The sequence below is a fragment of the Piezobacter thermophilus genome, from assembly GCF_055386745.1.
On the sequence record NZ_AP042380.1, the window covers coordinates 1608842 to 1635453 of the forward strand.

At 65.0% G+C, this 26612-nt stretch carries 25 protein-coding genes, 2 tRNA genes and 2 pseudogenes; 13 read left to right on the forward strand and 16 right to left on the reverse strand.

Translation table 11 applies throughout. From position 1 onward, the window contains the following. Window positions 1-26: 26 nt before the first annotated feature. The gene (locus ACZ5CM_RS07830; protein ID WP_464642393.1) at window positions 27-551 is read right to left on the reverse strand and encodes a component of SufBCD complex; all 525 of its coding nucleotides are present in this window, start codon (window positions 549-551) and stop codon (window positions 27-29) included. Window positions 552-688: 137 nt separating this feature from the next. On the opposite strand from ACZ5CM_RS07830, the gene hemB reads away from it, so the two are divergent. The 4 genes from hemB (at window position 689) to purB (ending at window position 6440) form a co-directional block, all read left to right on the forward strand. Continuing rightward, window positions 689-1687, forward strand: coding sequence for a porphobilinogen synthase (gene hemB / locus ACZ5CM_RS07835; protein ID WP_464642395.1), 999 nt, complete (start codon window positions 689-691; stop codon window positions 1685-1687). A 243-nt stretch (window positions 1688-1930) separates the two neighbouring features. Beyond that, the gene (locus ACZ5CM_RS07840; RefSeq protein ID WP_464642397.1) at window positions 1931-2500 is read left to right on the forward strand and encodes a lipid-binding SYLF domain-containing protein; all 570 of its coding nucleotides are present in this window, start codon (window positions 1931-1933) and stop codon (window positions 2498-2500) included. Between the two features lie 61 nt (window positions 2501-2561). After that, on the forward strand, window positions 2562-5030 hold the full coding sequence (locus ACZ5CM_RS07845) for a penicillin acylase family protein (protein ID WP_464642399.1): 2469 nt from the start codon (window positions 2562-2564) through the stop codon (window positions 5028-5030). 99 nt (window positions 5031-5129) lie between these two features. After that, a complete protein-coding gene (gene purB / locus ACZ5CM_RS07850) occupies window positions 5130-6440 on the forward strand; it encodes an adenylosuccinate lyase (RefSeq protein WP_464642537.1) in 1311 nt (436 codons plus the stop codon). Between the two features lie 51 nt (window positions 6441-6491). Here the strand turns inward: purB and ACZ5CM_RS07855 are convergent, their stop codons facing one another. Then, window positions 6492-7154, reverse strand: a complete 663-nt coding sequence (locus ACZ5CM_RS07855; RefSeq protein ID WP_464642401.1) for an HAD-IA family hydrolase — start codon at window positions 7152-7154, stop codon at window positions 6492-6494. A gap of 129 nt (window positions 7155-7283) precedes the next feature. Here ACZ5CM_RS07855 and glmU point away from each other — a divergent pair, with 129 nt between their 5' ends. Genes glmU through ACZ5CM_RS07870 form a run of 3 tightly spaced genes read left to right on the forward strand, consistent with a single transcriptional unit; the run spans window position 7284 to window position 11011 of the window. Further along, window positions 7284-8639, forward strand: a complete 1356-nt coding sequence (glmU, locus tag ACZ5CM_RS07860; RefSeq protein WP_464642403.1) for a bifunctional UDP-N-acetylglucosamine diphosphorylase/glucosamine-1-phosphate N-acetyltransferase GlmU — start codon at window positions 7284-7286, stop codon at window positions 8637-8639. Then, the gene (gene glmS / locus ACZ5CM_RS07865) at window positions 8639-10462 is read left to right on the forward strand and encodes a glutamine--fructose-6-phosphate transaminase (isomerizing) (protein WP_464642405.1); all 1824 of its coding nucleotides are present in this window, start codon (window positions 8639-8641) and stop codon (window positions 10460-10462) included. The genes glmU and glmS overlap by 1 nt, the downstream gene beginning before the upstream one ends. A 3-nt stretch (window positions 10463-10465) precedes the next feature. Continuing rightward, the gene (locus ACZ5CM_RS07870; protein ID WP_464642407.1) at window positions 10466-11011 is read left to right on the forward strand and encodes a pyridoxamine 5'-phosphate oxidase family protein; all 546 of its coding nucleotides are present in this window, start codon (window positions 10466-10468) and stop codon (window positions 11009-11011) included. 110 nt (window positions 11012-11121) lie between these two features. Here the strand turns inward: ACZ5CM_RS07870 and ACZ5CM_RS07875 are convergent, their stop codons facing one another. From ACZ5CM_RS07875 to ACZ5CM_RS07900, 6 genes are all read right to left on the reverse strand, one after another. Beyond that, the gene (locus tag ACZ5CM_RS07875) at window positions 11122-11898 is read right to left on the reverse strand and encodes an enoyl-CoA hydratase-related protein (RefSeq protein ID WP_464642409.1); all 777 of its coding nucleotides are present in this window, start codon (window positions 11896-11898) and stop codon (window positions 11122-11124) included. 80 nt (window positions 11899-11978) lie between these two features. Beyond that, window positions 11979-12581, reverse strand: coding sequence for a holin family protein (locus ACZ5CM_RS07880; RefSeq protein ID WP_464642411.1), 603 nt, complete (start codon window positions 12579-12581; stop codon window positions 11979-11981). After that, a complete protein-coding gene (locus tag ACZ5CM_RS07885; RefSeq protein WP_464642412.1) occupies window positions 12572-13183 on the reverse strand; it encodes a holin-associated N-acetylmuramidase in 612 nt (203 codons plus the stop codon). The genes ACZ5CM_RS07880 and ACZ5CM_RS07885 overlap by 10 nt, the downstream gene beginning before the upstream one ends. Before the next feature lie 155 nt (window positions 13184-13338). Further along, window positions 13339-13788 carry a cytochrome c maturation protein CcmE gene (ccmE, locus tag ACZ5CM_RS07890; protein ID WP_464642414.1) on the reverse strand — a complete coding sequence of 150 codons (450 nt, stop codon included), beginning with the start codon at window positions 13786-13788 and terminating at the stop codon, window positions 13339-13341. 13 nt (window positions 13789-13801) lie between these two features. Beyond that, entirely contained in the window at window positions 13802-14830 is a 1029-nt protein-coding gene (gene argC / locus ACZ5CM_RS07895; RefSeq protein ID WP_464642416.1) for an N-acetyl-gamma-glutamyl-phosphate reductase, read from the reverse strand. Window positions 14831-14918: 88 nt separating this feature from the next. Beyond that, window positions 14919-15728, reverse strand: coding sequence for a glutamate racemase (locus tag ACZ5CM_RS07900; protein WP_464642417.1), 810 nt, complete (start codon window positions 15726-15728; stop codon window positions 14919-14921). Between the two features lie 218 nt (window positions 15729-15946). Between ACZ5CM_RS07900 and ACZ5CM_RS07905 the strand changes: the two genes are divergently transcribed. Then, window positions 15947-16036, forward strand: a tRNA-Ser gene (locus tag ACZ5CM_RS07905). A gap of 126 nt (window positions 16037-16162) precedes the next feature. Here ACZ5CM_RS07905 and ACZ5CM_RS07910 read toward each other — a convergent pair. From ACZ5CM_RS07910 to ACZ5CM_RS07925, 4 genes are all read right to left on the reverse strand, one after another. Then, a protein-coding gene (locus tag ACZ5CM_RS07910) for an IS3 family transposase (RefSeq protein ID WP_464637742.1) occupies window positions 16163-17322 on the reverse strand; the annotation gives its coding sequence in 2 pieces (ribosomal slippage) (window positions 16163-17073 and window positions 17073-17322; 1161 coding nt in all). 29 nt (window positions 17323-17351) lie between these two features. Then, window positions 17352-17633 carry a hypothetical protein gene (locus tag ACZ5CM_RS07915; RefSeq protein ID WP_464642419.1) on the reverse strand — a complete coding sequence of 94 codons (282 nt, stop codon included), beginning with the start codon at window positions 17631-17633 and terminating at the stop codon, window positions 17352-17354. 129 nt (window positions 17634-17762) lie between these two features. After that, window positions 17763-19514 (reverse strand): thiamine pyrophosphate-binding protein, encoded by a 1752-nt coding sequence (locus tag ACZ5CM_RS07920; RefSeq protein ID WP_464642421.1) that lies wholly within the window; start codon window positions 19512-19514, stop codon window positions 17763-17765. Window positions 19515-19562: 48 nt separating this feature from the next. Further along, complete coding sequence (locus ACZ5CM_RS07925; protein ID WP_464642423.1) at window positions 19563-20237, reverse strand: TetR/AcrR family transcriptional regulator; 675 nt, start codon at window positions 20235-20237, stop codon at window positions 19563-19565. A 47-nt stretch (window positions 20238-20284) separates the two neighbouring features. Here ACZ5CM_RS07925 and ACZ5CM_RS07930 point away from each other — a divergent pair, with 47 nt between their 5' ends. Genes ACZ5CM_RS07930 through ACZ5CM_RS07945 form a run of 4 tightly spaced genes read left to right on the forward strand, consistent with a single transcriptional unit; the run spans window position 20285 to window position 23011 of the window. Further along, the gene (locus ACZ5CM_RS07930; RefSeq protein ID WP_464642425.1) at window positions 20285-20422 is read left to right on the forward strand and encodes a hypothetical protein; all 138 of its coding nucleotides are present in this window, start codon (window positions 20285-20287) and stop codon (window positions 20420-20422) included. Further along, a complete protein-coding gene (locus ACZ5CM_RS07935; protein ID WP_464642427.1) occupies window positions 20419-21321 on the forward strand; it encodes a bile acid:sodium symporter family protein in 903 nt (300 codons plus the stop codon). The genes ACZ5CM_RS07930 and ACZ5CM_RS07935 overlap by 4 nt, the downstream gene beginning before the upstream one ends. Beyond that, the gene (locus ACZ5CM_RS07940; RefSeq protein WP_464642429.1) at window positions 21318-22247 is read left to right on the forward strand and encodes an SDR family oxidoreductase; all 930 of its coding nucleotides are present in this window, start codon (window positions 21318-21320) and stop codon (window positions 22245-22247) included. Before ACZ5CM_RS07935 ends, ACZ5CM_RS07940 begins: the two co-directional genes overlap by 4 nt. Further along, window positions 22244-23011 carry an SDR family NAD(P)-dependent oxidoreductase gene (locus ACZ5CM_RS07945; protein WP_464642430.1) on the forward strand — a complete coding sequence of 256 codons (768 nt, stop codon included), beginning with the start codon at window positions 22244-22246 and terminating at the stop codon, window positions 23009-23011. Before ACZ5CM_RS07940 ends, ACZ5CM_RS07945 begins: the two co-directional genes overlap by 4 nt. A gap of 220 nt (window positions 23012-23231) precedes the next feature. Here ACZ5CM_RS07945 and ACZ5CM_RS07950 read toward each other — a convergent pair. The 4 genes and pseudogenes from ACZ5CM_RS07950 to ACZ5CM_RS07965 all read right to left on the reverse strand — a co-directional run. Continuing rightward, a pseudogene (locus tag ACZ5CM_RS07950) lies at window positions 23232-23923 on the reverse strand (IS5 family transposase); the annotation flags it as partial. A 45-nt stretch (window positions 23924-23968) separates the two neighbouring features. After that, window positions 23969-25174 (reverse strand): IS256 family transposase, encoded by a 1206-nt coding sequence (locus ACZ5CM_RS07955; protein WP_464637579.1) that lies wholly within the window; start codon window positions 25172-25174, stop codon window positions 23969-23971. A gap of 123 nt (window positions 25175-25297) precedes the next feature. Then, window positions 25298-25402: pseudogene (locus ACZ5CM_RS07960) on the reverse strand (IS5/IS1182 family transposase); the annotation flags it as partial. 438 nt (window positions 25403-25840) lie between these two features. Then, window positions 25841-25930 (reverse strand) — tRNA-Ser (locus tag ACZ5CM_RS07965). Between the two features lie 228 nt (window positions 25931-26158). On the opposite strand from ACZ5CM_RS07965, the gene ACZ5CM_RS07970 reads away from it, so the two are divergent. Then, on the forward strand, window positions 26159-26605 hold the full coding sequence (locus tag ACZ5CM_RS07970) for a GtrA family protein (RefSeq protein WP_464642432.1): 447 nt from the start codon (window positions 26159-26161) through the stop codon (window positions 26603-26605). Window positions 26606-26612 lie beyond the last annotated feature (7 nt).

The following is a 26612-nucleotide window of genomic DNA, read 5'->3' on the forward strand; positions in this document are numbered from 1 at the left end:
TCGTGATCCTTCCGGCGCCCGGGCGCTCAGCCCAGCACGCCGATGGTCAGATTCTGGTACATGCCCCACAGGGCGGTGATGAAGATCGACACCGTGCCGATCATCTGAGTATAGAGCCGGCAGCGCGTCAGGCGCCTGCGCAGCAGCTCGCCCGTGGCCTGTTCGGTTTCGATCAGCCGGGCGGTGGACAGCTGCAGCAGCCCCACGAGCGACATGGGAAAGCCCAGCAGGAACACCGCCTGGGCGAATTCGATTCCATACCAGAACCCCAGCATGGCCAGCGTGGACAGCACGAAACATCCCAGCCCCAGGATCCACAGCCCCGACACCCGCGCGATATAGAGCAGCCGGTTGACATTGACCCGGGCGATATCCTCGAGGTCGGCCTCGGCCTGGCCGCCGACGCGGCGCGCCCGGTGCACCATGTCGAAGGGCACCCCCATCACCCAGTGGCTGGCCGAGGACCAGGTCACCGCCAGCGCGATCCAGTACCAGAGGTTGGAAAAGGACCGCATGTCGATCAGTTCGAAAATCGAGGAATACCAGTCCAACTGCCCTGCCCTTCAACCCTGTCCCGATACGGTCCTGCCGGCTTTTCCGGCCCGCCCGGAAGGCGCGGCCATTCATGCTCTTGTGAGCGATGTTTTTCCATGCCACCCAGAAACGGAATGTTCAAGGAGTCTCGCCCATGAAACCCACCGTCGCCCCGTTTCCCGCCGCTCGCCTGCGCCGCACCCGCGTCTCGCCCGCGCTCCGGGCGCTGGTGCGCGAGAGCACGCTATCGCCGGCCGACCTGATCTGGCCGCTCTTCGTGCGCGCCGGCCGCGACCTGGAAGAGCCCGTCCCCTCGATGCCCGGGGTGGTGCGACGCAGCGTCGATCGGGTGGTGCGCGCCGCCCGCGAGGCCGCCGATCTGAGCATCCCGGCGGTCTGCATCTTCCCCTACACGGCGCTTGAGGACCGCACCGAGGACTGCGCCATGGCCTGGAGCCCCGACAACCTGTCGAACCGGGCGATCCGGGCGATCAAGGAGGCGGTGCCCGAGATTGCGGTGATGACCGACGTGGCGCTCGACCCCTACAACATCAACGGCCATGACGGCTTCGTGGTCGAGGGCGAGATCGTCAATGACGAAACGGTCGAGGCGCTGGTGAAGATGGCCCTGGCCCAGGCCGAGGCCGGCGCCGACATCATCGGGCCTTCGGACATGATGGACGGGCGCATCGGCGCCATCCGCCGGGCGCTGGAGGAGGCGGGGCATCGCAATGTCTCGATCCTGAGCTATTCGGCCAAATATGCCAGCGCCTTCTATGGGCCCTTCCGCGACGCGGTGGGCGCCTCCGGCGCGCTGAGCGGCGACAAGAACACCTATCAGATGGACCCGGCCAATTCGGACGAGGCGCTGCGCCTGATCGAGCGCGACCTGAACGAGGGCGCCGACATGGTCATGGTCAAGCCGGGGATGCCCTATCTGGACATCTGCCGGCGGGTGAAGGACGGCTTCGGCGTGCCCACCTTCGCCTATCAGGTCAGCGGCGAATATGCGATGCTCAAGGCCGCGGCAGCCAATGGCTGGCTGGACGGCGAGAAGGTGATGATGGAAAGCCTGATCACCTTCAAGCGGGCCGGCTGCAACGGCGTGCTGACCTATTTCGCCCCCGAGGCCGCACGCATCCTGAACGGCTGAGGGCGCCCCGTTCGCGCCCCCGTCCGCGCCAGGGACGCGCGCAGGCGCGACGGCAGCGGTGTTCCAGCGAGTTCCCGCCGAATCCGTCACCCTTCGGCGGGTTCGCGCGTGACAGTTTGGGCGCGATGCCGTATATCCGGCCGCAAGACCGGCACGTGCGGGCCTGCCCCGGCGGCTTCCCCGCAAATCAGGCCGGCACGGGCAAGTTCAGACAGCAGACGAAGCAGATACAGGCAGACGAAAATGAAACCTCGCACCTCCCGGTTGACCCGCCGCAACTTTGCGCTTCTTTCTCTGGCCGGGCTGACGGTGGCCGCCTGCGGCAACGGCGTCGGCTCTTCCAACGCGGCCAAGATCGACGCCCGCGTGGATGCGACGCTGGCGCAGATGTACGAACTCTATCCGAACACGCGCGATCTGGCCGACAAGGCGGCGGGGATGCTGGTCATGCCGGTGGTGACCGAGGCCGCCTTCGGCTTCGGCGGCTCCTACGGGCGCGGGGCGCTGCGGGTGAACGGGGTCACGGTGGACTATTACTCGGCGGTCAAGGGCAGCGCCGGCTTCCAGATCGGCGCCCAGCAGTATTCGCATGTGCTGTTCTTCATGACCGAGGACGCGCTGGCCGGGTTCCGCCGCTCCTCGGGCTGGGTGGCGGGGGCGGACCTCGTCTATGTGCTCAAGGACCAGGGCGCCTCGCTGGCCGCCGACACCAATACCCTGACCGCCCCCATCCTGGCAGCGGTGTTCAACCAGGCGGGGCTTTATGCCGGAGCCTCGCTCGAAGGGGCGAAATATACCCGCATCATCCCGTGACCGGGCAGCGGCAGCGCGCCAGCAGACCGGCCCGGCAGCCGCGGGCGGGGGCGGGTGAGGCATGAGACGGGTCTTTCGCTGGCTGCTGCGCCTTGCGGTGGGGCTGGTGGCGCTGGTCGTGGCGGGCGTGGCGCTGATCTACTACCTCGCGGCCCAGTCCCTGCCCGATTACGACCAGACGCTGGAGGTCGAGGGGATCTCGGCCCCGGTGGAGATCGTCCGCGACCAGGCGGCCGTGCCGCACATCTTCGGTCAGAGCGACGCCGACGTGTTCTTCGGCCTCGGCTATGCCCATGCCCAGGACCGGCTGTGGCAGATGACGGTGATGCGCCGCACCGCCCAGGGGAAGCTGTCCGAGGTCTTCGGCCCCCGCACCCTGCAGACCGACAAGCTGATGCGGCGGCTTGACCTCTACGGGCTGGCACAGAAATCGGTCGCGGCCCAGTCGCCCGAGGCGCGCGCGGCGCTTGAGGCCTATGCCGCCGGGGTCAATGCCCGGCTGAAGGAGATCAACGAAAGGGCGCTGGGCCGCGGCGCGCCCGAGATGTTCCTGTTCGACGCGCCGGTGGCGCCGTGGCAGCCGGCCGATTCGCTGGCGCTTATCAAGCTGATGGCGCTGCGGCAGACGGGGCAGCTGGACGACGAGGTTCTGCGTGCCCGCACCACCCTGATGCTGGACGATCCCGCGCGGCTGGCCGACATCATGCCCGATGCGCCGGGAAGCGGCATTGCCGCCCTGCCGGAATATGCCGCGCTGTTTCCCGACCTGCCCCGCTATGCCGAAGGGGCCGCCCCGCCCAACGACCCGCTCTGGCCGTTTGCGCGGCGCGAACGTGCCGGGGCCTCGAACGCCTGGGCGGCGGCGCCGTCGCGCTCGGCCGCAGGGGGGACGCTGCTGGCCAACGACCCGCATGTGGACCTGACCGCCCCGTCGATCTGGTACCTGGCCCGGCTGGAGTTGCAATCGGGCGGGGTGATCGGCGGCACCATCCCCGGCATCCCCGCCATCCTCAGCGGCCGTAGCGCCGATCTGGGCTGGGGGATCACCGCCTCCTGGCTTGACGACCAGGACGTGAATATCGAGAAGCTCAACCCCGACAACCCCGAGGAATACCTTACCCCCGACGGCTACAAGCGGTTCCGGACCCGCCCCTCGATCATCCAGGTGAAGGGCGCCGCCCCCGTCACCCTGACCCTGCGCTGGACGGAAAACGGCCCGGTCCTGCCCGGCACGTTTTTCAACCTTGCCACGGTGACGCCGCCGGGGCATGTGGCCGCGCTGTCCTGGACGGCACTGGAGGCGCAGGACACCACCTACACGGCGGCGCTGCAACTGATGAAGGCGAAATCCGTGCGCGCGGCCATCGATGCCGCGGAAGGGTTCATTGCGCCGTCGCTGAACCTGGTGCTGGCGGACAGGACCACCATCGCCATGAAGACCATCGGCGCCATGCCCCGGCGCGACATGCGCCACCAGACGAAAGGAAGAATGCCCTCGCCCGGCTGGCGCCCCGGGAACCGCTGGCTGGGCCGCCTGCCCTACGCCGCCAACCCGGAATTCGTCTCGCCCCGCGGCGGCATCGTCGGCAATACCAACAACAAGATCCTCGAACGCCCCTTTCCCGATCACGTCTCATACCTGTGGGGCGACACGCAGCGCATCTATCGCTGGCGCAAGCTGATGCAGTCGCGCCGGGTCCATACCCGCGACAGCTTCATCGAGGCGCAGCTGGATCGGGTCAGCTATACCGCGCGCACGCTGCTGCCGCTGGTCGGCGCCGACCTGTGGTTCACCGGCCCCGCCGCCCCCGAGGGCTCCCCCGAGCGCCAGCGCCAGATCGCCCTGAACCTGCTGGCCGAATGGAACGGCGAAATGAACGAGCACCTGCCCGAACCGCTGATCTACGCGGCCTGGATGCGGTTTTTGCAAAAACGCCTGATCGAGGACGATCTCGGCCCGCTGGCCGAGGAATTCACGCAGGTCGAGCCGCTGTTCATCGAACGCGTCTTTCGCGACATCGACGGCGCCGCCGCGTGGTGCGACGTGCGCCAGAGCGCGCGGCGGGAAAGCTGCACCGAAATCGCCCGGCTGGCGCTGGACGATGCGCTGGTGTGGATCGGTGATCATTACGGCTCGGACCTGACGACCCTGCGCTGGGGCGACGCGCACCAGGCCGCCCATGACCACCCGACGCTGGGCAGGGTGCCGGTGCTGCGCTATTTCGTGAACATCCGCCAGTCCACTTCGGGCGGGGACAACACGCTGATGCGCGGGCTGACCTCGGGCGAGGATCCCGCCCCCTTCACCAATGTTCACAGCGCCGGCTATCGCGGGGTCTATGACTTTGCCGACCCCGACAGTTCGGTGTTCATCATCGCCACCGGCCAGTCGGGGCATTTCCTGTCGCGCCACTACGACGATCTGGCGCAGCTGTGGCGGCGGGGCGAATACCTGCCCATGTCGCTGGACGTGCAGCTGGCCCGCGCCGCCGCCGAAGGCATCACCCGGCTGCTGCCTGAAGGGGGCTGAAACCCGCCCGCGCGCGCCCTCGCCCCCTTGCCGCCGCCAGGCCCCCGGTCTATGAGGCCGCCATCCGCCGCGTGCATGAAACAGACGAAGGCTGCGCCCATGATCCCCCGCTATTCCCGCCCCGAGATGGTGGCCATCTGGTCGCCCGAAACCAAGTTCCGCATCTGGTTCGAGATCGAGGCCCATGCCTGCGACGCCCAGGCCGCCCTTGGCGTGATCCCGAAGGAGAACGCCGAAGCGGTATGGAAGGCGCGCGACGTGGAATTCGACATCGCCCGCATCGACGAGATCGAGGCCGAGACCCGCCATGACGTGATCGCCTTCCTCACCCACCTGGCCGAGATCGTCGGCCATGACGAGGCCCGCTTCGTCCATCAGGGGATGACCTCATCGGACGTGCTGGACACCACGCTGAACGTGCAGCTGGTGCGCGCCGCCGACATCCTGCTGGCCGACATGGACCGGGTGCTGGCGGCGCTCAAGCGGCGCGCCTACGAGCACAAGGACACCATCCGCATCGGCCGCAGCCACGGCATCCATGCCGAGCCCACCACCATGGGGCTCACCTTCGCGCGCTTCTACGCCGAGATGGATCGCGGCCGGGCGCGGCTGGAACGGGCGCGCGAAGAGGTGGCCACCGGCGCCATTTCGGGCGCGGTCGGGACATTCGCCAATATCGACCCGGCGGTGGAAGAGCATGTGTGCAAGATGATGGGCCTGCGCCCCGAACCGATCAGCACCCAGATCATCCCGCGCGACCGCCACGCCATGTTCTTCGCCACCCTCGGCGTGATCGCCTCCTCGATCGAAAACATCGCCACCGAGATCCGCCACATGCAGCGCACCGAGGTGCTGGAGGCCGAGGAATTCTTCGCCAAGGGCCAGAAGGGCTCCAGCGCCATGCCGCACAAGCGCAACCCGGTGCTGACCGAGAACCTCACCGGGCTGGCGCGGCTGATCCGCTCGGCGGTCACGCCGGCGCTGGAAAACGTGGCGCTGTGGCATGAACGGGACATCTCGCATTCCTCGGTGGAACGCGGCATCGCGCCGGATGCGACGGTGCATCTGGATTTCGCGCTCAACCGCCTGGCCGGGGTGATCGAGAATCTGGTGATCTACCCCGAGAACATGTTGAAGAACATGAACAGGTTTCGCGGGCTGGTGATGAGCCAGCGGGTGCTGCTGGCGCTGACCCAGAAGGGCGTGAGCCGCGAGGACGCCTATCGTCTGGTCCAGCGCAACGCCATGAAGGTGTGGGAGGAAGGCCGCGACTTCCGCGAGGAACTGCTGGCCGACAAGGATGTGCGCGCGGTGCTGTCCGAGGAAGAGATCAACGAGAAATTCGACCTCGGCTATCACACCAAGCACGTGGACACGATCTTTGCCCGCGTGTTCGGGCAGGACGGCTGAGCAGGAACCGGGGCGGGGGTGCGGGCCCCTGCCCCGCCCATCACCCGGCGCTCAGCCGGGAAGCCGTGCCACCAGCGCCGGCAGATCGGCAAAGCGATGCAGCAGCGATTCGGGCTCCAGCCGGGCCATGTCCTCGCCCGAGGGGCCGAAGGTGACAAGGACGCAGGGCACCCCCGCGGCGCGTGCGGTCTTGCGGTCAGTATCGGAATCGCCCACCAGGATGCAGCGCGCGGGATCGCCTCCGGCCCGGCGCGCGGCCTCGCGCAGCGGTTCGGGATCGGGCTTGCGCACCGGCAGCGTATCGGCGCCCACCATGGAATCGAAGGCCTCGCGCACCCCCAGCCTCTGCAGGAGAAGATCGGCAAGAGCGGCGGGCTTGTTGGTGCAGATGCCGACTCCGAACCCTTGCAGTTTCAGGGTCTCGACCGCCTCCATCGCCCCCGGATACAGCACCGTGTGCGCATCGATCGCCGCCCCGTAGGCCCGCAGCAGTTCGGGATACCACTCATCGACCGTCGCCGGGTCGAAGCGGCCGGCGCGCTCCAGCCCGCGGGTGAGCATCATCCTGCCGCCCCGCAGCGCGATGGCCCGGTCCGCCTGCGGATCAAGAATCTCGCCCAGCCCCATGCGACGAAAACAGTGGTTGGCCGCCGCGATCAGGTCGCCCGAGGTATCCGCCAGCGTCCCGTCCAGATCGAAGATCACCGTGCGCATGTCCGCCCCTTCGGCATGTTTCCGCCGCCCCGTGTTGCAACCCGCAACCTTGTTTGATGGCCGCGGCGCTTGCACCGACTCTCTCAGCGGATAAAACCGTCTCATCAAGAACGCAAAGAGAAATCCATTATGAACATTGCGCTTGTCATCCTTGCCGCAGGCAGGGGCACCCGAATGAATTCCGACATTCCCAAGGTTCTGCACCCGGTCGGTCAGGCCCCGATGCTGGCCCACGCCCTGCGCGCCGGCACCCGGCTTGACCCCGAGCGCATCGTCGTCGTCGCCGGTCATGGCGGCGAGGCGGTGGCGCGGATCGTACGCGAACTTGACGACCGCGCCACGGTGACATTCCAGCACGAACAGCTGGGCACCGCCCATGCGGTGGCCCAGGCTCGCCCGGCGCTGGAGGGATTCTCCGGCGATCTGGTCGTGCTCTACGGCGACACGCCCTTCCTGCAGGGCGCCACGCTGGAGCGGATGCTGGCAGCCCGCGCCGGGTACGATCTGGTAGTGCTGGGCTTCGAGGCCGCCGATCCGGGCCGCTACGGGCGGCTGGTGATGCGCGACGGCAGCCTTGAACGCATCGTCGAATACAAGGATGCAACAGATGAAGAACGCGCCATAACCTTTTGTAATTCTGGCCTCATGGCTTGCAACGCGGAACTTCTCTTCGATCTGGTGTCGGCTGTAGGCAACGACAATGCCGCGGGCGAATACTACCTGACCGACGTGGTCGAACTGGCCCGCCGGCGGGGGCTATCGGTGACCGCCGTCGCTTGCGATGAATCGGAAACCCTGGGCGTCAACTCGCGCACCGAACTGGCCACGGCCGAGGCCACCTTCCAGGCCCGGGCGCGGGCCGAACTGCTGGCCAATGGCGTCACTCTGCAGGCCCCCGACACCGTGCACCTGGCCTTCGACACGGTGATCGGGCGCGACGCGGTGATCGAACCCCATGTGGTATTCGGCCCCGGAGTCACGGTGGAATCGGGCGCGCTGATCCGGGCCTTTTCGCATCTCGAGGGCTGCCATGTCAGCCGCGGCGCGGTCATTGGCCCCTTCGCCCGTCTGCGCCCCGGCACCGAGCTGGCCGAAGAGGTGCGCATAGGCAATTTCGTCGAGATCAAGAACGCGGTGATCGACGCCGGCGCCAAGATCAACCACCTGTCCTATGTGGGCGATGCCTCGGTGGGCGCGCGCAGCAATATCGGCGCCGGCACCATCACCTGCAACTATGACGGGGTGATGAAGCACCGCACCGAGATCGGCTCGGACGTGTTCATCGGCTCGGACACGATGCTGGTGGCGCCGGTGAAACTGGGCGATGGTGCGATGACGGCGACCGGAACCGTCGTCACCCGCGACGTCGAGCCGGGCGCTCTGGCCATTGCCCGGGCGCCGCAACTCAACAAACCCGGCCGCGCGCGCAAGCTGATGGACATGCTGCGGGCGAAGAAGGTGCGCCTGAAGAAGGAGACCCCCTGATGTGCGGCATTGTCGGAGTGCTGGGCCACCACGAGGCCGCGCCGATCCTGGTCGAGGCGCTCAAGCGGCTGGAATATCGCGGCTATGACAGTGCCGGCATCGCCACGGTGAACGCAGGGCGGCTGGACCGGCGCCGCGCCGTGGGCAAGCTGGTCAATCTCGGCGACCTGCTGGTGCATGACCCGCTGCCCGGCAAGGCCGGGATCGGTCATACCCGCTGGGCCACCCACGGCGCGCCCACACTGGACAATGCCCACCCCCACCAGGCCGGTCCGGTGGCAGTGGTCCATAACGGCATCATCGAGAACTACCGCGAACTGCGCGCCGAACTGGCCGAGGCAGGCCTGACCTTCCGGACCGAGACCGACACCGAAACCGTGGCGCTTCTGGCCGAGCACCACCTGCGCGAAGGCGCCTCCCCCGTCGAGGCCGCCTTTCGCACCATCGACAGGCTGCAGGGCGCCTATGCGCTGGCCTTTCTCTTCGATGGCGAGGACGACCTGATCGTGGCCGCCCGCAAGGGGTCGCCGCTCGCCATCGGCCATGGCGAGGGCGAAATGTTCGTGGGCTCGGACGCGCTGGCTCTTGCTCCGCTGACCGACCGGATCACCTATCTGGAGGACGGCGACCGGGCCGTGATCACCCGATCATCGGTGCAGATCTTCGATGCCGCGGGCAATCTTGCCAACCGCGAATGCCGCCGGATCGAAACCGCCAATGCCCGTGTGGACAAGGCCGGGCACAAGCATTTCATGGCCAAGGAAATCGCCGAGCAACCACAGGTTGTTGGCGAAACCATCCGCGCCTATCTTCCCGCGGGAACCGACACCGTCACCCTGCCCGGCGAAGGGCTTGATTTCTCGCGCGTCCGGCGGCTGACGATGGTGGCCTGCGGCACCGCCCACTACGCCTGCCTGACCGCGAAATACTGGTTCGAGCAGCTCGCCCGTCTGCCGGTGGACGTGGATATCGCCAGCGAATTCCGCTATCGCGAACCGCCCGTCGAGGACGGCACCATTGCCCTGTTCGTCAGCCAGTCGGGGGAAACCGCCGACACGCTGGCCGCGCTGCGCTATTGCCGCGACAGGGTGGATCGCGTGGTTTCGGTGATCAACGTGCCGGAAAGCTCGATCGCCCGTGAAAGCGACCTGGCCCTGCCGATCCATGCCGGGCCCGAGATCGGGGTTGCCTCGACCAAGGCCTTCACCTGCCAGCTGTCGGTGCTTTTCATGCTGGCGCTGAAGGCGGCGACCGATCGCGGCACCATCGACCCGAAAACCCGCGCCGACCTTGTTTCCGCGCTGCGCGGCCTGCCCTCGGCGCTCAATGCCGCACTTGACCAGAATGACGCCATTCGCCGCGTTGCCCTGGACTTGGCCGAGGCCCGCGACGTTCTGTTCCTGGGGCGCGGGCTGATGTATCCTCTTGCACTCGAAGGCGCACTCAAGCTAAAGGAAATCAGCTATATACACGCCGAAGCTTATGCGTCGGGCGAACTCAAGCACGGCCCCATTGCCCTGATCGACCAGCACATGCCGGTGATCGTCTTCGCCCCCCGCGACGGGCTGTTCGACAAGACCGTGTCGAACATGCAGGAGGTGATGGCCCGCAAGGGTCGCGTGCTGCTGGTTTCCGACGAAGACGGCATCAGTGAGGCCGGAGATGGCGTGCAGGCCACCATCCGCATGCCCCATGTCCATGAGTGCCTGTCGCCGATTCTGTATTCCGTTCCGGCGCAGCTACTGGCCTATCATGTGGCCGTGGCCAAGGGCTCCGACGTGGACCAGCCGCGCAACCTTGCCAAGTCCGTAACAGTGGAGTGAGCCATGGCCAGGCAGTTCGACCGGATCGAAGACGACCACCGCACCTTCATCGAAGAGCAGCACATCTTTTTCGTCGCCACCGCCGCCCCGGAGGGCCGGGTCAATGTCTCGCCCAAGGGGATGGACAGCCTGCGGGTTGCCGGGCCGAACCGGATCCTGTGGATGAACCTGACCGGCAGCGGCAACGAAACCGCCGGCCATCTTCTGGAAAGCCCGCGCATGACGCTGATGTGGTGTTCCTTCACCACCCGGCCGCTGATCCTGCGCTGCTATGGCTCGGCGCGCTGCTTTCACGTGGAGGATGCCGGCTGGGAGGAACGCGCGGCCTGTTTCCCGCCCCATCGCAGCGCCCGGCAGATCTTCGACATGACGGTGGAACTGGTCCAGACCTCCTGCGGCTATGCAGTACCTTTCATGGATTACGTGGGCGAACGCGACACCATGCAGAGGTGGGTGGACGCAAAATCCGATGACGACATCCGCGCCTACTGGGTGGAGAAGAACAGCCGCACCATCGATGGCAAACCCACCGGCGTCCCCGGCAGCTGAGCGCCCCTTTCACGCCTGCGCGCCGCGCCAGAGCATGTCGCATCCGCCCCGCCCGGGCCACGCTCGGCGCACGGACATGCACCCGACGGCTGGTTGAAACCGCCCAGGCGCTAGCGTCCCTCGAACGAGGCCGGGCGTTTTTCGAGAAAGGCCAGCACGCCTTCCTGAAAATCGCGCGTGGCCCCGCATTCGCCCTGAAGATGCGCCTCGATCTCGAGTTGCGCATCAAGCGTATGGTCGAAACTTCCGCGAATGGCCTTCTTGATCCGGGCGAAGGCCTCGGTCGGCCCCTGCGCCAGCCAAGCCGCCCGCCGGCGCCAATGGGCACCGAATTCCGCGTCCGGAACCGCCTCCCAGATCATGCCCCAGGCATCGGCCTGCCGGGCGGTGATGCGATCGGCGAAAAGCGCCGCCCCCATCGCCTTGGCCAGCCCCATGTTGCGCGGCAGGAACCACGTGCCCCCGGCATCGGGCATCAGGCCGATGCGGGCGAAGGCCTGCAGGAAATAGGCGCTTTCGGCGGCGATGACCACATCCGCCGCCAGCGCGAGATTGGCCCCCGCCCCGGCCGCCGGTCCGTTGACCGCCGACACCGTGGGCACCGGACAGTCGTAGATCGCCCGCAGCATCGGATAGTATTCTTCCCGCAACGCCCGGCCAAGGTCGATCTCTCCCGCGCTGGCCGCATCGCCCAGGTCCTGCCCGGTGCAGAAGGCATCCCCCGCTCCGGTCATCACGATCGCCCGCGACCTGCCCGCAGCATCGTTCACCGCATGGGTGATCTCGGCGCGCATCAGACTGGTCAGAGCGTTCATCTTCTCGGGCCGGTTCAGGGTGATGACGGCCAGACCGTCGGTGATTTCAAGTGCAATCGTCTGATAGTCCATGTCTCCCCCGTCAGATCGCGCGTATCGGTTTCCCCGACACCCTGTCCGATCCGGCCGCGACGGAAAAGAGGAACCGCGCGTCATCGGCCCGGAATTTCAAGACCCTCCCGCCGGCGCAACGCCCGCCAGTCCTCCAGCGCCGGGTTCGGATCGGGCCGGGATGCCTCCGGCTCCAGCCCTCCATCCCCGCCGCTGCCGGCCGCGCCCGGCCAGTCCGCCGACATCCGCTCCAGCGCTGCCAGATTGGCCATGGCCACGGGCGTGCGGGCGAAGGTCGCGGCAATCTCGCGCTGCAGTTCCTGCGTCTTGGCCTGATGCCGCGCCCCGAAATAGAAGGACACGATCACCCCCAGCAGCCACCACAGCGGCTCGGGCACAAGGGCGATGCCCTGCATCCGGGCGGCGAACCAGATCGGATCCACCATCGCCGCCACGAACAGCCCCAGCGTCCCCAGCGCCAGCGCCGGCCGCGGCAGCCGGTTGAGACCATCCACGAACCGGTCGAACGCCCCGCGCCGGCCCGGCACGAACTCGGCAGCGAATTCTCGCATCGCCTGCCGCTGCACCCCGGCCGATCGTTCCGCCGCGGCCTCGGCATTTTCCGCGAATATCCCCACCGTCTCCCGCACCAGGTTGCGCCCGCCGCCAAACAACGCCGCCAGCAGATCGCCGATCACACCCATCCCGCCGTCCTCTCCCGAAACTCCTCATTGCTCATGTGATAGCGCGACGACAGGAAGGCCTCGGCTCGCCGGATCCAGCCCCCCTTCCCGCCCGAGCGGGTGCGCACGTATTTGCGGCTCGCGGGACGGCGATCGGCAAGACGGAAATAGTAGTTGCGCCGCGCCACCCCGTAGGCATCCCGCAACATGATCGGATCGGGCCTGGCCGCATCGCGCGCCGCTGCCCGGGTCTGCGAACCGACCACCCCGTCAACGGCTATGTCATGTCCCATCTCCCGCAACAGCCGCTGCAGGATCCGCACCGCGTTCGCCCCGGCATTCACGTACATGTCGAAAACCGGCGCCTGCAGCGCCTCCGGAAGCCCGTCCAGGCCCGGACGCAGGAAAAAATGTCGCAGGAAAATGTCCACCGCCTGCGCCCGGTCCAGCCGCCGCAGATCCGCCATGCCGACACGCCCGTCCCCGTCCAGATCCACGCCAAGGCGGCGCAACGTGGCCAGAGTCACCCCGTGTTTCGTCGCCCCGCCCGGATCGTCCGGGTCATCGACGAACCCCCCTTCGCGCGCGACGATATTTTCCGCGACCTGCCGTGCCGATTGCATGTTCCACTCCCGTCCGAACTCGCTCGGACGGTGGGGAACAACGGTTCACGAACGCAAAACAATGCGCGCGCTGCTGCGGCAACACGCGCATGACCTTCCTCTTGCCGGAAATACTCCCGCCGGAGGCAGCGCCCGTCAACGGGCGCTCCCGTGGCTCAGCTGCCGCCGCCCTGATCGACGTAGACGCCCTGTTCCTTGAGCGCGTCCACCACCTCCCGCGGCATGTAATCCTCGTCATGTTTTGCGAGGATTTCAGTGGCTTCGAAGACACCGTTCACATAGCGGCCGGTCCCCACCATGCCCTGGTTCTCACCGAACAGATCTGGCAGCAATCCTGAGAACTTCACCGGAACGCTGGCCCCGCCATCGGTCACGGAAAAGGTCACCGTATCGTCCGCGCCCCGCTGCAACGTGCCTTCCTCGACCAGGCCGCCGATGCGGAACACCTCGTTCGGGGAAGGTGGCTCGGCAATCACCTCGCTGGGTGAGCGGAAGAAATTGATTCCATCCCGCATCCCGTATCCGATCAGACCTGTCGCCAGGATCAGTGCCACGAAGGTGACCAAGATCACCCGGATCCGGCGGCGTTTCTTCAAGTTTCGCATCCTGCCCTCCGCTTCACGGAAACAGCGGCGCCATCATCAGACCCGCCGTCTCCTCTTCACCTAGTATGAGGTTCGCATTCTGCAAGGCCTGCCCGCTGGATCCCTTGGTCAGGTTGTCCAGAGCGGCAAACACGATCGCCCGCCCCTCGATACGGTCTCCGGCAACCCCCAGGTGGCAGAAATTCGACCCCCGGACATGATGGGTGCTGGGCGCCTCGCCAAAGGGAAGAACGTGCAGGAAGGGTTCGCCCTCATAGGCGGCCCGCAGGGTTTCGTGAATTTCCCCGGCATCCCCACGCACATAGACCGTTGCCAGAATCCCGCGATTGGCCGGGATCAGATGCGGCGTGAAGCGCACCCGCACCGGCCGCCCCGCGAGGCGGCTGAACTCCTGATCGAACTCGCCCAGATGCCGGTGCGTGCCGCCATAGGCATAGGGGTTGTATCCTTCGCTCAGCTCGGCATGCAGCAGGTTTTCCTTCAGGGACCGCCCCGCCCCGCTGACCGCGCATTTCAGATCCAGCACGATATCGTCCAGATCGATCACCCCCGCGGAAACGAGCGGCCGCAGCGCATATTGCCCGGTGGCCGCGTTGCAGCCGGTGCCCGCCACCAGCCGCGCCGCGCGGATATCGTCCCGGTAGAACTCGGTCAGGCCGTAAACCGCCTCTTCCTGAAGGGCAACGGCGGAATGAGCGTTGCCGTACCAGCGTTCATATTCGGCCGGATCGCGCAGGCGGAAATCGGCGCTGAGATCCACGATCTTCAGATCCCGCGGCAGGGCGGAAATCACCTGCTGGCTGGTCTTGTGCGGCAGCGCGCAGAAACACAGGTCGACGCCGGAAAAATCGATCTCGTCGATCCGGCACAGAACCGGAAGGTCGAGGTGTCGCAGATGCGGGAAGACCGTGGGCATGGCCTGCCCGGCCTTGCGCTCGCCCGACAGGGCGACGACCTCCATGTTCGGATGCCCGGCAATCAGCCGCACCAGCTCCGCACCCGTGTATCCGCTGGCGCCCAGAATTGCGATCCTGTGGGTCATGTCCGACCTCTCGTCCAAGGTTACCGTTCCGCACCGCGCCTTGCCGCGGCAATATCGGGCAGCTCGCCCGCCCCTGCCTTGACCGAAGTCAGGCTGCCTCGAAAGTGATCCGTCGTCGCAGGAACTGGGTGGCGCGGTCGCTGACCTTCGCCGGATCGCCGGTGGTCAGGAAGCCCCCGCGCCCCCGCCCCAGCATGTCGGGATGCCGGTCGAGGTAATCCTCGAGGCTTGCCGCCACGATCTCGGCCTGGCTGAAGACCCTGACCCGGGGGCCCAGGGCTTCCTGAAACACCGATTCCATCAACGGGTAGTGGGTGCAGCCCAGGATTGCCGCCTCGGGCTCGGGCATCTTGCGCTTGAGCGCATCCACATGGCTGCGCACCAGCGCCTCGGCCAGGATCAAGTCGCCTTCCTCGATCGCGTCCACCACCCCGCCGCAGGCCTGGGCCTCGACATCGACGCCGATGGCGCGAAAGGCCAGCTCCCGCTGAAAGGCGCGGCTGGCCACCGTTGCAGGGGTGGCAAACAGCGCCACATGCTTGATCGCCACCTCGCGCGGCGGGGAATTGTCGCCCCATTGGCGTTCGGTCAGCGCCTCGATCAGCGGAACGAAGACGCCCAGCACGCGCTTGCCCGGGGGCAGGCCGCCTTCCTGCATCCGGCGCAGAGCCGCGGCGCTGGCGGTGTTGCAGGCCAGGATCACCAGGTCGCAGCCCCTGTCCCACAGCGCCTGCACCGCCGAGCGGGTGAGGTTGAAAACGTCCTCGGCATCGCGCACGCCATAGGGCGCGTGCGCGCTGTCGCCGAAATACAGGAAGTCCACCTCCGGCAACCGCTTCTGCGCGGCGCTCAGGACGGTCAGCCCGCCAAGGCCGGAATCGAAGATGCCAACAGCCATGTATCCCTTTCCGACTGGATCCCTGCCCCGCTCATACGCGCGAAACAATCGGAAATCCATGACCTTTTCCGCCGCGCCGGATCCACGGGCATCATCGATGCGGGGATCTTCACCGCTCAGGCGCCGCGGACCCCAGCCTGACCGCTGTGGCACGTCTTACGTCTCCATGCTTTTCGACCTTGCAAACCGCACGCAGATTGGGCAGATATCGCCTCTACGGAGAGGTGGCCGAGTGGTCGAAGGCGCACGCTTGGAACGCGTGTAGGCGGGAAACCGTCTCCAGGGTTCGAATCCCTGTCTCTCCGCCACAAGCTATTCGCGAACCCGAGACGAGGCCCCGATGCGGGCCTTTTTTCTTTTTGGTTCAAAGGGGTTTAACGAGGGCATCCGACTTTCGGAGACTGGCCGTGACCTGCCCCCCAATGGTCCCTCATTCATAACGAGAGTCTGCGGGTTTGGTTTTCATAATCTGCGGTTTCGGTTTGGGCAAGCGCGCCGGGCGCGGAGCCTTTGGGTCGCTCAAGCGTCCGGCGCGCTTGGGCCGGCGTCTGGTTCCCCAGCGATGAGTGGGGCCTGACGTTGTTATAATCATAGCGCCACAGGGCCAGTTTTCGGCGGGCGTCATCGAGAGTATCGAACAGCTCCTCGTTCAGAAGCTCGTCACGCAGGCTGCCATTGAACGACTCGATGAAGGCATTTTGCTGAGGCTTGCCAGGATCGATGTAATGCCAGTCGACGTCATTGTCGTCCGCCCATTTGAGGATCGCCCGACTGGTGAACTCGGTCCCATTGTCAGAAACAATGCTTTCAGGCTTGCCATGGAGGCGGACAAGAGCATCAAGCTCGCGCGCCACACGCGCGCCCGAGATGCTGGTGTCGGCAACCAGGCAGAGGTTCTCGCGACAGCAATCGTCGATCACCGCCAGGATGCGGAACCGACGCGAAGCACCAAACGTGTCGGAGACAAAGTCCAGGCTCCATCGCTGGTTTGGCCTGATCGCCTCGGGCATTGGCGTCCTCGAGCCTCTGGCGCGCTTGCGCCCGCGCCGCCGTTTCACCGACAACCCTTCTTCGCGATACAGGCGATAGAGTTTCTTGTGGTTCATGATCATTCCCTTGCGTTCGAGCAACACGCCGATCCGTCGGTAACCGAAACGGCGGCGCTTGCCCGCAATCTGCTTCATCGCTTCGCGGATCTCCGGATGGTCCGGCGGGCGTTCGCGCCGGACCGTCTTGGGATCGACACCGACCAGCCTGCAGGCCCGGCGCTGCGAGATGCCATGATCCCGCATCGCCCGCAGCGCTGCATCACGCCGCGCGCTCGGCGTCGTCAGTTCTTTCCCAGGAGATCCTTCAGGACCGCGTTGTCCAGCATCGCATCGGCCAACAGGCGCTTGAGCTTGGCATTCTCGTCCTCAAGCATCTTCAGGCGCTTCACGTCCGAAAGCCCCATGCCGCCGTATTTCGACTTGTACTTGTAGAACGTCGCCGGGCTCAGCCCATGCCGGCGACAAACCTCCACCGTCGGCATTCCGGCCTCCTGTTCCTTGATCATCGCAATGATTTGCGCCTCCGTAAAACGGCTCTTTCGAATTCGTCTGCTCCTTTCTGATCGGGCAGACTCTACTTCAAAATGCGGGCGTTGGCGGGGGGCAGGTCACCGGCGTTGACATTGGTTCTGCTGGAAAAGTGGCTCGCGGTGCCAAGCCTGGCGCTTGCGGTGCTCGGGGCCGGGTTGACGCCGCACGCCGCTGCGGCGGTATCGAGTGTCGCGGTGGCGTCATCTTCCGCGAGCGCTGGGGCGCCGGTATCGCGCGCCTCATCATGGGCCCAGTCGACGATCCGGTCGAAGAGCTCGCGATAGTCCGGTTGAACGAGGCCCGCCGGTAGCTTGACCTGCACCACCGACCAGCGCGACTGGCCCGGGAAACGGTCCGGGCTGGCCGGGTGGTGGGCGCGTCCCCCGGGCGTTTTCACATGTTGGCGCCCGCCGGAAGGTCGCAAAAAATGCAGGACCAGCCCTTGCGGTGCTGCTCAGGTGCCGGGTTCCTGGTGCATGTCCTTGAATTCCTGAAGGCCCGGCGCCATCAGGTGCATGTTCGGGTCAACATCCACGTGAATGACAGCCGGCTTGCCGGATTCCGCACTCCGCTGAAGGGCGCCGTCGAGGTCCCTGGGGTCGGACACCCGTTCACCATGACAGCCCATCGCCATTGCAACCTTGTCAAAGGCGATCTCCTCAAAATCGGCATTGATGGTGCCTTTCTGCCCTGTTCCGATGATCGGGCGCAGCGCGCCAAGGCCGATCGACTGGGTCAGCTTGACCATGCCCCATTGCCGGTCGCAAAGCACGAGATAGATGACGGGCAGCCCGTGACGCAGGGCGGTTTCGAGTTCCTGCACATGAAAGGCCATGGCGCCGTCGCCAATGATGCAGACGACCTGCGAATCCGGCCTTGCCACCTTGGCGCCCAGGGCCTGCGCCACGCCCGCCCCCAGCATGCCGAACTTGAAGGTGGACAGGCACCCATCCGGGCGGTTGATTTCGGAGAAAAAGCTTGCCCATACCGCGGTATTGCCGCCGTCGAACACCATGACCGCATCGTCACCAAAGGCGCGTCGGCAGGCCGCGGGCACTTGCGAGCTGTGCATCGGGGTTTTCATGTTCTCGAGGGCCATGTCGAACTGGGCGCGCACCTTGCCCACGTCATTCACCAGTTCGGAAACCCGCGCCAGGTTGGCCTGCAGGCGGGTATCGGCAAGCGGCGATTGCGTCAGCTTGGCCGCGAGTGCAGACAGGAATGCCCCCGCGTCGGCAAGGATGGCGATCTCGGTCGCCTTGTTCAGCCCCAGATTCTGCTCATCGACATCGACCTGAATCAGCTTTTGCGATTCGGGCGGGCCCCAATAGGGCGGCTTGCCCCACCAGTCGGTTTCGCCAAGACGCGCGCCCACGGCCAGAACGACATCGGCCTCGCTTCGGGCCCTGTTGACCGGCTGCATCGCCCAAATCGGCAGCAACTGCGCATGGCTGTCTGGCAGGGCGCCGCGCGCGGCCCAGCTTGTCGTTACCGTTGCCCCAAGGGCCTCGACCACCTGCAGCAGTTCGGCCGATGCGCGGGCATGCAGGATACCGCTGCCGACATGAACATGCGGCCGCTCGGCACCGCGCAGCAATTCGACCGTGCGTTCGACCTGGCCTGCCGTCGGTGCGACCGGCTCGGTGCGCCTGTAGGCGGTGGGCGGGCGCAGATCGGCAGCATCGGCCTCGAACACGCCGTTCATCACCGTCTCGGGAATATCGAGATGGACGACACCGGGCCGTCCCGCCCAGCTGATGCGCAGCGCGCGGCGAAACAGTTCGGGCAGGCGCTCAAACGAGGGTACCGTCGCGCTCCACTTGGTCATCGCGCGGGTGACGCCCGTCTGGTTGAAATACTGGTAGGTGCCGCCCCTGTCCGGATAGGCGATCTGGCTGCGCCGGCTTGAGGTGATCACCAGCACCCTGTTGCCCTCGCCGTTTTCGACGGCAATGCCCGGCAGGACATTGGCCACACCCGGCCCGTTCGAGGCCATGCAGACGCCAAGCTTGCCCGTGAGGCGCGCATAGGCACCCGCCATATGGGCGGCGCTGGTTTCATGCCGCGGCGACACCAGCGTGATGCCGTGTTTGTCAAAACTTGCGAAAAATCCCATATAGGTGCCGTCGACGATACCGAATACGACGTTCACGCCCTCTGCCGCCAGCATCCGGGCCAGCACCTCTCCGCCCACGAATTGTCCCATCTTTTCGGTCCCTCCCGGTTGTGGTGTCCTGTTCATCATGCGCGATTGTCACGCCCCGTTCGCCCCGGATCGCCCCAGATTGGCGATGAACCCCGCTTCGCAGAAATCGAGAAGGGATTCCTCGAGGGCGTGGATATCCTGATGTGCCGACAGCGCCTCGATCCGCCAGCGTGAGGCGCATATGGCCAGCATCGACGACACCATGAAGACAAAGCTCGATGTGATGGCGCCGCGCGAGGCATCCGGCAGAATCCGGGCGATCTGATCCAGAAAGACATGTGCCGTGGGGTCGAAACAGGCCTGGGTGATCTTGCGCCAACGTTCATCTGCCGACGCAATGGCGACAAGCCGCCCGTAGGCCCGCCATTGCGGCTGTCCTTGCTGGGTGAGGCGAAGAAACGGGAGAACGAAACAGGAAATGACGTCACGCAGGTCGGGCTGGCCGGATTCCAGGCATGTCTCGAGCGCCTCGATCCTGAGGCGGGCAAGCTCGTCTGCCCGGCGTGCGATGACGGTAAAGAACAGCTCTTCCTTGCTGCCGCCATGATGCGAGACAAGCCCTACCGGAACCCCCGCCCGGGCGGCGATGTCGCGAATCGAAGCCCCGTCAAAGCCACGTTCCGAAAACAGGTATTCGGCCGCGTCCAGAATGGTCTCGCGGGTTTTGAGCGCGCGTTTGCCCGGTGCCCTTTGCCTTGGTTTTCTGGCCGTTTGCAGGCTCATCACGAAATATCTTGTCTTATTTTGTACGACCGTTCAATCTAATGAGCATGTCCGAGGAAAGTCAAGTTGCTCCGGACATGACAGATATCGACAAGGGCGCGTCCGCAAATGCCACGAAAATGAAATACGCGCCGATGGATGCCGTCACCGGTTGGTCCATGGTAGCTGGAGGAAAAACTGCATGAAAGATCTCGACAAGATCCTCCTGAATTTCAGTCCGTCGAGCCTCATGTTGCTCAATGCGATCCTGGCAATCGTGATGTTTTCCATCGCTCTTGATCTGAAGGTCAGCGATTTTCATCGCATCGCGCGCGCACCAAAGCCCCTGCTTACGGGAATGTTTTCCCAGTTCATCGTGCTTCCGGCGCTGACCTATGTGCTGGTGCTGATCGTGCAGCCGCGGGCATCCATCGCGCTTGGACTGATCCTTGTTGCCGCCTGCCCTGGCGGAAACATCTCGAATTTCATCACCCACCGGGCAGGTGGCAACACGGCCCTGTCGGTTTCGATGACGGCCTTTGCCACGGCCGCAGCCATCCTTGTTACCCCTCTCAACATCGCTTTCTGGGGCAACATGTATGGCCCTTCACGGGAAATCCTGCGCGCGACCGAGATCGATCCGGTGCAGGTCGCAATCACCGTGGGGCTGATGCTTGCCCTGCCATTGGCCCTTGGCATCTCGCTGAACAGCCGCCGGCCCGAGCTGGCCGACAGGATACGCCGGCCGATGCAGAACCTGTCGATGCTGATCTTCATCGCCTTCGTCGTGCTGGCACTTGCTGCAAACTGGGGGTTCTTCCTCGATTATGTCCACTATGTTGCGCTGCTGGTCATCCTCCATAACGCGCTGGCCTTTGCCGGCGGGTATGCAACAGCCAGGATTGCCGGGCTCTCGGCCTATGATCGCCGTGCCGTCACCATCGAGACGGGTATTCAGAACTCGGGCCTGGGCCTGATCCTGATATTCGGTTTCTTCGGCGGTCTTGGCGGGATGGCGGTGGTCGCCGCGTTCTGGGGTATCTGGCACGCGATTTCCGGGCTTGCGCTTGCACGGCTGATGTCCAGGTATCCGGCAGACCGATGAGCCGCGTTCTTGTCACCGGAGCTTCGGGTGCGGTCGGCAGCGCCCTTCTGCGGGAACTGGCCGGGCGCGATCACGAGGTCGTCGCCACCGATCTGCATGCGCCCGGGACGTTGCCAAATGGCATCCGCTTCATACCGCTTGATGTGCGCGGCAGCGATCCCGATCGGATCATTGGCGCGGAAAGACCCGATGTCGTCATCCATCTTGCGTCCATCGTTTCCCCGACCACGAGGGAATTTGCCTATCAGGTGGATGTGACGGGATCACGCAATGTGCTGGAGGCCTGTCTCTGTCACGGGGTGAAACGCCTTGTCGTCACCTCGTCGGGGGCGGCCTACGGCTATCATCCCGACAACCCGGTCCCCCTGACCGAGGCCGACCCCCTCAGGGGCAATGTCGAGTTTGCCTATTCCGATCACAAACGGCAGGTGGAAGAGATGCTGGCTGCGGCGCGCGTCGCGCATCCCGGACTGGAGCAGGTCGTCCTGCGCGTGGGCACGGTTCTGGGTGAAGGTCTGGAAAACCAGATCACCGCCCTTTTCCACAGACCCCGTCTGCTGGCCATTCGCGGCAGCGAAAGCCCGTTCGTGTTCATCTGGACGCGCGACCTTGCGCGTATCCTGGCGCGTGCCATATCCGATGGTCCGCCGGGAATCTACAACGTGGCCGGAGACGGTGCGATGACCATCAGCGAGATTGCACGGGTGCTGGGAAAACCGGTTCTGCGGCTGCCGGCATGGGTGGTGAAGCTGGCCCTTGCCATTGCCCATCCGCTGCATCTGTCGCGCTATGGGCCAAACCAGGTCGGGTTCCTCCAATATCGTCCCATTCTGGACAACAGCACGCTGAAAGCCGAATTCGGTTACACGCCGGAACTGACCAGTTCCGAGGTTTTTGATCTGTGGCGAAGGGGGGCGGGTCTGTGAAAAGGACGGCCGTGATCACGGGGGGTGCCGGTGGGCTGGGCCGCGCGCTGGATCGGGTCCTGCGCGGGCAGGGATGGTATACGGTGCTTATCGATCTGCCGGGGGCGGCGCTGGACGAGCTTGATCCGCTTCCGGAACGCCTGATTCTAGGGTGCGATCTGACCGACCGCAAGGCCATGCGTGCGCTGTGCGAGGAAATCCGCCGCGCCCGTCCCTCGATCGACCTGGTGATCTATAATGCCGGCATCACCCAGATCGGTGCGTTTTCCGACACCCCTGCCATGGTTCATCGCGACGTATTCGACATCAACTATTTTGCAGCCGTTGACATGGCCCGGGAATTCCTGATGGACATCCGGTCTTCCAGGGGTACGCATCTTGCCATATCCTCGGTGGCCGGGTTTGCACCGCTGTTGAACCGCACGGCCTATGCGGCCAGCAAGCACGCGCTAGAGGGGTTTTTCAAGTCGCTGCGCGTCGAGGAAAGGCCTTATGGGGTTTCCTGCCTCATCGCCGCCCCCAGTTTCGTGGCAACCAATACCGGCAACCCGCAGACCCGCCCCGGCGGCATTGCAAGGCCCGGCGCCGCCCGGGACGGATTCGACATCATGTCCCCGGAAGAGGCCGCCAAGATCATCGTCAACGGATACAACCGCCGACGCGCATTCATACCTGTCGGGCGCGTGGCCCTCTTGTCCTATCTGATCAACCGCCTGTCACCGGGGCTGTTTGCATGGATCATGCGCCGGCAGATCCCGGGCTGATCGGTATCGGAATCAGGTCCGTTCCCGACCAGAAAACCGGCCCGCCTGCCTGGCGGAACGATCCTCTTGCGTTTGCCGATATCGCGATCGGGGGCTTGTGCGGCGAACCAGCGGTACTGCTACTATACCTCGATGGACGTGATCCGTGGTCGCCCCAAGGCCGATCCGATCGTTCTCTTCATCTGTCCAGGGCGCTTTCGACGTCACGGCCCATGCTAGGTCATGTTGACAAAAGGCGAAGCCAAAGTCGGATTGACGTGATGTCTATGAAACCCAGGAAGCTTTCGGCGGTCTTGTCGTAGCGTGTGGCGACGCGCCGGGCATTTTTGAGCTTGTTGAAACACCGCTCGACAAGATTGCGCAGGGCATACAGAGAGTGATCGACGCCGACGCGCATCTTGCGGGACTTGCGCATGGGAATTTGGGTCAGAACATCACGCGCATTCATCTTTTCCCGAATGCTGTCAGCATCATAGCCCCTGTCCGCCAGCAGAACCCTCGGCTCGGGCAGGTTGTCGGCCATGACCAGGTCGAACCCGAGGTAATCGGATGTCTGACCCGGAGTAATCTCGGTTCTCATGGGCAGGCCTGCCGCCTTGACGCGGAGGTGGATCTTGGTCGTGAAGCCACCTCTTGAGCGGCCAAAACCCTGTCGCGGAGTCCCCCTTTAGCGCCCGCTGCCTGATGATGGGCGCGAACCACGGTGCTGTCGATCATCTGCAGCGCGTCTGGAACGGCACCGCTCTCGTTCAAAGCATCCATGATCTGCTCCCACAACCCGGCCAGCGTCCAACGTCGGAACTGGCGGTAAACGCTGGACCATTTGCCGAACTCTTCGGGCAGGTCACGCCATGGGGCTCCGGTTCGCGTGATCCAGAAAATCCCATCAAGAACAAGGCGATGGTTGGTGGGTCACGTCCGTCAAGGTGGTGTAATTTGGGTGGCCTCGTGTCATGATCATGCGGCCTGAGTTGTTATGCTGAGAATGGGGTCGGTCTCCTCGTTGTCGATCTGGGCGAAGGCCTCGACCTGCATGTAGCGGCTTGCGGTCTGCCATTCGTCGTTCTGCTCGAACAGGACGGCGCCGATGAGGCGGGTGATGGAGGCCTCGTTGGGGAAGATCCCGACGACGTCGGCCCTGCGCTTCACCTCCTTGTTCAAACGTTCAATCGGGTTGGTGCTGTGCAGTTTCTTGCGGTGCTGGCGGGGGAAGGCCATGTAGGCCAGCACGTCGTGCTCGCTCTCGTCCATCAGCTCGGCCAGTTTGGGCCAGCGAGAGCGTAGCTGGTCGGCGACGCGGCGCCATGTCTCGCCGGCCTGCTTTCGGTCGGGTTGATCGAAGGCCTGGCGGATGGCGGCGGCGACGACGGTGTGCTGGCCGCGCGAGACGTGGGCCAGGGCGTTGCGCATCCAGTGGACGCGGCAGCGTTGCCAGGTAGCGTCGAAGACCCGCCCGATGGCCGCGCGCAGGCCGCTGTGGGCATCCGAGATGACCAGCTTGCTCCCGTCAAGCCCCCGGGCCTTGAGGCCGCGGAGAAAATCCATCCAGAAGGTTTCTGCCTCCGACGGTCCCAGCCCCAGGCCAATGATTTCACGGCGTCCGTCCGTGTTCGCGGCGACGGCGATTATGGCCGCTACAGAGACAATGCGCCCGCCTTGGCGCACCTTGAGATAGGTGGCATCCAGCCAGACATAGGGCCATTCACCGGTAAGCGGCCGGTTCAGGAATTCGTTGACCCGTTCGTCAATGTCCTTGCACAGCTTCGACACCGTGCTTTTGGAGATGCCGTGCAGGCCCATCGCCTGTGCCAGTTCGTCCACGCGGCGGGTCGAGACGCCACCGATCCATGCCTCCTGGATCACTGCGACCAACGCCTTCTCGGATGTCTTGCGCGGCTCCAGAAAGCCCGGGAAGTAGCTGCCCTGCCGCAGCTTGGGCACCTTGAGGTTCAGCCGGCCCAAACGGGTATCGAGAGCGCGCTCTCGATACCCGTTGCGCCACGTCGTGCGTTCACTGTTGCGCTCATGCTTGCCGGCGCCGATCAGGCCCTCGACATCGGCCTCCATCAGAAGCTGCAGCACGGCCTCAGCAACGGCGCGAAGAAAATCGCCACCGTCCTGCTTGGCCAAAAGTTCGGAAAGGTCCATATTCGTCTTGGTCATCGGGGTCTCCGTGTGGTTCGTGGTTGAAGCTCTGAAACTCCACCGCAACCATACACCTCGATGGCCACCCTGGTTACACCGTCGAAGGTGCAGAAATTACACCACGTGCGCGGACACTAACTGGTTGGTGGGTTTGCGCCCGTTGGGGGCGCGGATCGCATGAATGAAATGTTCAAAGAACGCCCATTCCTCGTCCGACATCAGGTCTCGTGCCAAGCTGACCTCCATTGAAGATACCAGCTTGAATCACGTCTACAGCTCCGTGTGAATCCTTTTTGTCAACACGGCCTAGAGGGCGAATGTCCTTTTGTCATCAAGGCTTTCGCGGCTACACGGCGACATATGCCGTCTCCGCTACGCACCAATCTGCCACCAGCCACACCGGCTGCGCCTCCGGTTGGTTCGAGCCATGTTCCCCTTGTAGGCATTGGAAACAGGGGGCGAGGTTTTGGCGGGGTTGAATTTCAGTCCATTGAAAACGCTAATGAAAATCACACCGAACCAAATTGCGCGGGGTTCGCTCGACCAGAGACCGGGGGCGATTCAGAGACCAAAACCGGGGGTGCGTCCAGTCTCGGCGGTTCGCACCCCGCCCGCAAACCCCTTTGAAAACATGGGAATTTCCGGCGCCCGCCGGGGGTGCTTGAAGTTTCGAAATGGCGATGGTGGCGGAGACGAAGGGATTCGAACCCTCGATACCGTTTCCGGTATACTCCCTTAGCAGGGGAGCGCCTTCGACCACTCGGCCACGTCTCCGCCGGCGTGTCTATGCGGTAGAGACGCGGAAAACAAGGGGCGAAATCACGCCGTTGCGGGTTTTTCGAACCGATGCCACGGATGATGCACTTGCCAGTTCCATGCCGAGTGGGCCGGCGCAGGAACACCCGTGAACGCGCCCCCTTGTCGCCCGGCAATCCCGCCCGCCTCGCGCCACGCGGAGCTTGAAAGCCGGCGCCGGCTCTGCTCTGCTGACCACTGCCGTCAATGAAACAGGCTTTTCCCACGCGAATGCCCCCGCCCCCTCCCCCTCTGTCGCCCGCCCGGCTGGCACTGCGCTACGCCGCCTTCGCGGTCGTCGCGACGCTGGCCAACCTGGCCACGCAGAGGCTGGCATTCGCCTCCGCACCCGAAGGCTGGCGCCTGTCGGCGGCGTTGGTTTCCGGAACCGCCGTCGGCCTGGTGGTGAAGTACGTCCTCGACAAGAAATGGATCTTCCGCCACCGGTTCCGGCCCGCGGTTCAGGAGGCGCGGCACTTCACGCTTTACACCCTGACCGGCGTCGTCACGACGCTGATCTTCTGGGGCAGCGAAACCCTGTTCTGGCTGCTGTCGCATGACCCGACGCTGCGTGAAGTCGGCGCGGTCCTGGGGCTCGCGGCGGGCTACGCGATCAAGTACCGCCTCGATCGGCGGTTCGTGTTCCGGGACTGATCCGGCC